The organism is Luteococcus sp. (assembly GCF_043424415.1).
Taxonomy (GTDB): domain Bacteria; phylum Actinomycetota; class Actinomycetes; order Propionibacteriales; family Propionibacteriaceae; genus Luteococcus.
This window is the reverse complement of the sequence record NZ_JBHWOO010000174.1, coordinates 1-4,226: the sequence shown is the minus strand read 5'-3', so window position 1 is coordinate 4,226 and position 4,226 is coordinate 1. Positions and strand designations below refer to the sequence as shown.

The window sequence follows — 4,226 nt, the reverse complement described above, 5'->3', positions numbered from 1 at the left end:
GGCACACCACGGCGCGACAGTGGGGGCTGGCGATGACCTGGACGGCATGTGCTGTAGCGTCAACCCGTCGTCCACTCGCCGCACGGACCGCCGCGCGACGGTATCCAAGGAGCATCGAAGTGCACATCGTCATCATGGGTTGTGGCCGCGTCGGAGCAAGCCTCGCCCGCAGCCTGCAGAAGCGCGGCCACGACGTGTCGATGATCGACACCACCGAGGACGCCTTCGGCCGCCTGGGTCCGGACTTCACCGGCACCACCGTCAAGGGCGTCGGCTTCGACCGCGAGGTGCTGGAGAAGGCAGGCATCCGCACCGCCGACGGTTTCGCCGCCGTCTCCAGCGGTGACAACTCCAACATTCTCGCGGCCCGCGTCGTGCGCGAGGAGTTCGGCATCCAGAACGTCGTCGCCCGCATCTACGACCAGGGACGCGCCGAAGTCTACGAACGCCTGGGAATCCCCACCGTCGCCACCGTCCGCTGGGCCGCCAACCAGGTGCTGCGCGGTCTGCTGCCCGAGGGCTCCGAGCCGGTCTGGCGCGACCCGTCGGGCAATGCCCGCCTGGTGCAGGTGCAGGTGCACCAGGGGTGGATCGGGCACCGCATCCACGAGATCCAGCAGGTGCTGGCCACCCCCCTGCCCTTCGTGGCGCGTTATGGCAGCGGCCTGGTGCCCGATGCCGAGACGGTGCTGCAGGAGGGCGACCTGCTCTATGCGGCCATCGAACTGGACCGCACCGACGAGATCGAGGAGCTGCTGGGCAACCCGCCCGCCGGCCCCGCCACCCGCACCCACTGAGACCACCGCCACACAGGAGGACTGCCATGCGCATCGTGATCGCCGGGGCCGGCCAGGTGGGCCGTTCCATCGCCCGCGAACTCATCTCCAACGGCCACCAGGTGCTCCTGGTGGACCGTGACACCACCATCCACGCCGACTCGGTGCCCCAGGCCGAGTGGCTCTTCGCCGACGCCTGCGAACTGGACACCCTCACCGAGGCGCGCCTGGACACCTGTGATGTCAGCATCGCCGCCACCGGCGACGACAAGGCCAACCTGGTCCACCTGCTGCTGGCACGCACCGAGTTCGGCGTTCCCCGCACGGTCGGCCGCGTGAACCACCCCCGCAATGAGTGGATGTTCGACGATGTGTGGGGCGTCGACGTGGCCGTCTCCACGCCGCGACTGATGTCGGCGCTGGTGGAAGAAGCGGTCAGCATCGGCGACCTGGTGCGCATCTTCACCTTCAAGGGTGGCAGCGCCAACCTGGTGGAGATCACCCTGCCCGGGGAGAGCCGTCAGGTGGGGGCCTCGCTGGCCGAACTCGACCTGCCCGGAGATGCCGTCATCGTGGCGATCGTGCGTGATGGCCGGGCCATGGCGCCGCGACCCCAGACCACCCTCGAGACCGGTGACGAGATGCTCTTCGTCATCTCCCCCGACCACGAGCCCGACCTGGCACGGCTCTTCGCGCCCCACGACCACTGAGACGACGTGACGGGGCCCGACGTCCAGGGCCTTCAGACCCGCCCCGGGATGATGCGGTACTTGGGGTTGTAGATGGCCGGGCGGCCGCCGAAGAGGGTCACGAAGCCCTCGACTGCCACCTCGTGGCCCGTCTCGAGGCCGGTGATCGAGCGACGACCCATCCACACCAGCCCCATCTCGCCGGTGCCGTCGTAGAGGACGGCCTCCAGCCAGCGGCTCGAATCCGAGGCCTGCTCCCCCACCGCCATCAGGTGCCCGCGCAGCCGCGCGTACTGGCGCAGGGGGACATCGGCCACGGTCACCGTCCGGTCGTCCTGCTCCTGCTCGGTGACCGGGTGGGTGGCCGTGCGCTGTGGGCGCCACAGGCGCGCCAGCAGGCCTCCACTCACTGCTGCTCAGCCTCCTGCTCCTGGGCTGCCTGCTGCTCCTGGGCTGCCTGCTGCTGGGCGAGCAGCTCGGCGGGGATCTCCATCGGGATCAGGTCCCCGGGCACGCGGGGCTGGTCGTCGCGGCGCACCACGATGTTGCGGAAGAACTCCAGCAACACCTCGGTGGGGCCGTCGACGCCCTCGTTCATGCCCGCCTCACCCATCAGCACGCCGCGCAGCAGCCAGCGCGGACCCTGGGCGAACCAGGTGCGCGAGACGTGGTACATCGTCTCACCCTCCTCGTTCTGCAGCGGGATGACGCGGCGAATCTCGGTTCCGAAGGGGCCCTCGGCCAGCTGGACGTCGCCGCCCTGCTGCTGGGTGACCTCGACCATCTCGCGACGGATGTCGCCGGCCATCGGGCTGCTGGACGGGGCACCGAAGACGGCCACCTCCAGTGCCGAGTTGCCGTGCATCACCAGGGCGGCCTGTACCTGCTGGGTCTGCTCATCGACCTGGAGCTGCAGCTGCATGCCGTCGAAGGGGGTCATCACCAGGGCACCGAAGTCGAGACGGTCCACCTCGTCGGCGTCCAGGTCCACCTCGTCAACGTCGAAGGGGCCGTCCTCGCGCCAGTCCTGCTCGTCCAGTGCGACCCAGCGCTCGTCGTCGGGGTCGACGACGGGCAGCTCGGGAGCCACCTGCTCGGCCTGCTGGGCCTGGATGGGCTCTTCGTCCTCCAGGGCCCCGCGGCTGGCACGCACCGATGCCGCCTCGGCGTCGACCATCGGGCGCTCCTCGCGGAGCTCGACCTCCTCGGGTGCCTGCTGCGCCACCTGCTCCTCGACGGCGGGCTGCTGGTCCCCGGTGGGCTGCTCGAGCCCGGGATCGTCATTCTTCTTGCGACCAAAGATCACGACTGGCTTCCCTCCACTGGCCTGGACGGCTCTCGCCCGGGCGAACGTCGCCGATCCTACCGCGGCTGCCAGCCAGCGATCCCGCCGCTGGAGCCATGCCCACCCGCACCCCGGGCGCTCTGGTCGAGAGAATCGACCTCCACCAGGTGCACCAGTTCCACGCGCTGGACGACCAGCTGGGCGATCCGGTCGCCGCGATGCAGCGTGACCGAGTGCTGACTGTCGGTGTTGATCAGGCAGACCTTCACCTCACCGCGGTAGCCGGCGTCCACGGTGCCCGGGGCATTGACCACCGTGACGCCGTGCCTGGCAGCCAGGCCGGAGCGCGGATGCACGAAACCGGCGAAGCCCGAGGGGATCTCCACGGCGAGCCCGGTCGGCACCAGCCGTCGTTGCCCGGGGGCCAGCACGAGGTCGACGGTGGTCATCAGGTCCAGGCCCGCGTCGCCGGGATGGGCACGTTCGGGAAGCGGCAGGCCGGGATCGAGCCGGCGCACCCGCAGGGCCCAGGCGTCCTCAGCCATGCCCGGAGGACAGGTGCGAGTTGGCAGCGCTCACGAAGGCCTCGGGATGACGGCTGCTGACCAACCAGTAGGGGTGGGGGTCGGCCGGATCGTCCAGAAAGACACGCACCGACTGCTTCACATAGGGCCGGGTCAGCATCCACGCGCGCGCATTGCCGCCGGGGCCCAGAGCCTGCTGGGTCTGGGCCTGGTCGAGGGCCTCGACGCTTGCCACCCAGGGCCACTCCACCGTGGCGCCACCGGCCCTGATGCCGTGCTCGTCGACCTGCAGGCGGGGACGGCCATAGGCGAACAGCACCCCGCCGACCCCCACGAAAGTCACCAGGGCCGTCGCCCAGCCCAGCCAGATGTTGGTGTAGGCCGCCACCGCCACAACGAGACTGAGTGCGAAACCGATGGCCAGCAGCCACCAGGCCGCGGGAAGGTACAGGTCTTCGCGGTGCCGTCGTGCCTGTGTCGCCATGGCCCCCAACCTATCGGGTGCGGTGCGCCGAGGGCGAAAGCCCCCAGTGGCAGTCGTCTGCACTGCCTAGGATGGAGCGCGCAAGGTGCCACGGCCAGCGGCCGCGGCACGCTCCACCCACAGCGAGGAGAGACGATGGCCAGCCTCAGCCAGAACCTCAGTTTCAAGATCTATGCCGGAGTCCTGGGTGCGGTGACCACCATCGCCACCCAGCAGGCCCTCAAGATGGCCTGGAAGGCCGTCACCGGCGACACCCCGCCCGATCCCAACGACCCCGACACTCCCCCCACCTATGCCGCCATCTGGGCCGTCGCCAGCGCGGCGGGGCTCGGTGTGAGCCAGATCGTGCTCAACCGCTACGTGAGTCGTCGCTACGAGGCGACGACCGGCGAGCACCTGGACACCTCGTCGAAGAGCAAGATCAAGATCTGACGCACCTCCGAGGGCGCCCGGCGCGCTGGACGAGTA

General features: G+C 69.8%; 7 protein-coding genes. 3 read left to right on the top strand and 4 right to left on the bottom strand.

What is annotated here, in order from left to right; translation table 11 throughout:
• The first annotated feature begins 134 nt into the window (after nt 1–134).
• Both ACHFFZ_RS10340 and ACHFFZ_RS10335 read left to right on the top strand, forming a co-directional pair.
• Nucleotides 135–797 (top strand): potassium channel family protein, encoded by a 663-nt coding sequence (locus tag ACHFFZ_RS10340; RefSeq protein WP_394276543.1) that lies wholly within the window; start codon nt 135–137, stop codon nt 795–797.
• A gap of 26 nt (nt 798–823) precedes the next feature.
• Nucleotides 824–1,486 (top strand): potassium channel family protein, encoded by a 663-nt coding sequence (locus tag ACHFFZ_RS10335; protein WP_394276541.1) that lies wholly within the window; start codon nt 824–826, stop codon nt 1,484–1,486.
• Nucleotides 1,487–1,518: 32 nt separating this feature from the next.
• On the opposite strand, the gene ACHFFZ_RS10330 is transcribed toward ACHFFZ_RS10335, so the two are convergent.
• From ACHFFZ_RS10330 to ACHFFZ_RS10315, 4 genes are all read right to left on the bottom strand, one after another.
• Complete coding sequence (locus ACHFFZ_RS10330) at nt 1,519–1,875, bottom strand: OB-fold nucleic acid binding domain-containing protein (protein WP_394276540.1); 357 nt, start codon at nt 1,873–1,875, stop codon at nt 1,519–1,521.
• Entirely contained in the window at nt 1,872–2,642 is a 771-nt protein-coding gene (locus ACHFFZ_RS10325; protein WP_394276542.1) for a DUF3710 domain-containing protein, read from the bottom strand. The genes ACHFFZ_RS10330 and ACHFFZ_RS10325 overlap by 4 nt, the downstream gene beginning before the upstream one ends.
• A gap of 185 nt (nt 2,643–2,827) precedes the next feature.
• Nucleotides 2,828–3,295, bottom strand: a complete 468-nt coding sequence (gene dut, locus ACHFFZ_RS10320) for a dUTP diphosphatase (RefSeq protein ID WP_394276539.1) — start codon at nt 3,293–3,295, stop codon at nt 2,828–2,830.
• Nucleotides 3,288–3,758 carry a DUF3093 domain-containing protein gene (locus ACHFFZ_RS10315; RefSeq protein ID WP_394276538.1) on the bottom strand — a complete coding sequence of 157 codons (471 nt, stop codon included), beginning with the start codon at nt 3,756–3,758 and terminating at the stop codon, nt 3,288–3,290. The genes dut and ACHFFZ_RS10315 overlap by 8 nt, the downstream gene beginning before the upstream one ends.
• Nucleotides 3,759–3,893: 135 nt before the next feature.
• On the opposite strand from ACHFFZ_RS10315, the gene ACHFFZ_RS10310 reads away from it, so the two are divergent.
• Nucleotides 3,894–4,190: a DUF4235 domain-containing protein gene (locus ACHFFZ_RS10310; RefSeq protein ID WP_394276537.1), complete on the top strand. Its 297-nt coding sequence runs from the start codon at nt 3,894–3,896 to the stop codon at nt 4,188–4,190.
• Nucleotides 4,191–4,226: the final 36 nt, after the last annotated feature.

What these genes read in the sequence shown, in the direction of transcription:
- ACHFFZ_RS10335 (WP_394276541.1), top strand. Translation starts at nt 824, where the DNA reads ATGCGCATCGTGATCGCCGGGGCCGGCCAGGTGGGCCGTTCCATCGCC.
- ACHFFZ_RS10315 (WP_394276538.1), bottom strand. Translation starts at nt 3,758, where the DNA reads ATGGCGACACAGGCACGACGGCACCGCGAAGACCTGTACCTTCCCGCG.
- ACHFFZ_RS10325 (WP_394276542.1), bottom strand. Translation starts at nt 2,642, where the DNA reads ATGGTCGACGCCGAGGCGGCATCGGTGCGTGCCAGCCGCGGGGCCCTG.
- ACHFFZ_RS10340 (WP_394276543.1), top strand. Translation starts at nt 135, where the DNA reads ATGGGTTGTGGCCGCGTCGGAGCAAGCCTCGCCCGCAGCCTGCAGAAG.
- ACHFFZ_RS10310 (WP_394276537.1), top strand. Translation starts at nt 3,894, where the DNA reads ATGGCCAGCCTCAGCCAGAACCTCAGTTTCAAGATCTATGCCGGAGTC.
- dut (WP_394276539.1), bottom strand. Translation starts at nt 3,295, where the DNA reads ATGGCTGAGGACGCCTGGGCCCTGCGGGTGCGCCGGCTCGATCCCGGC.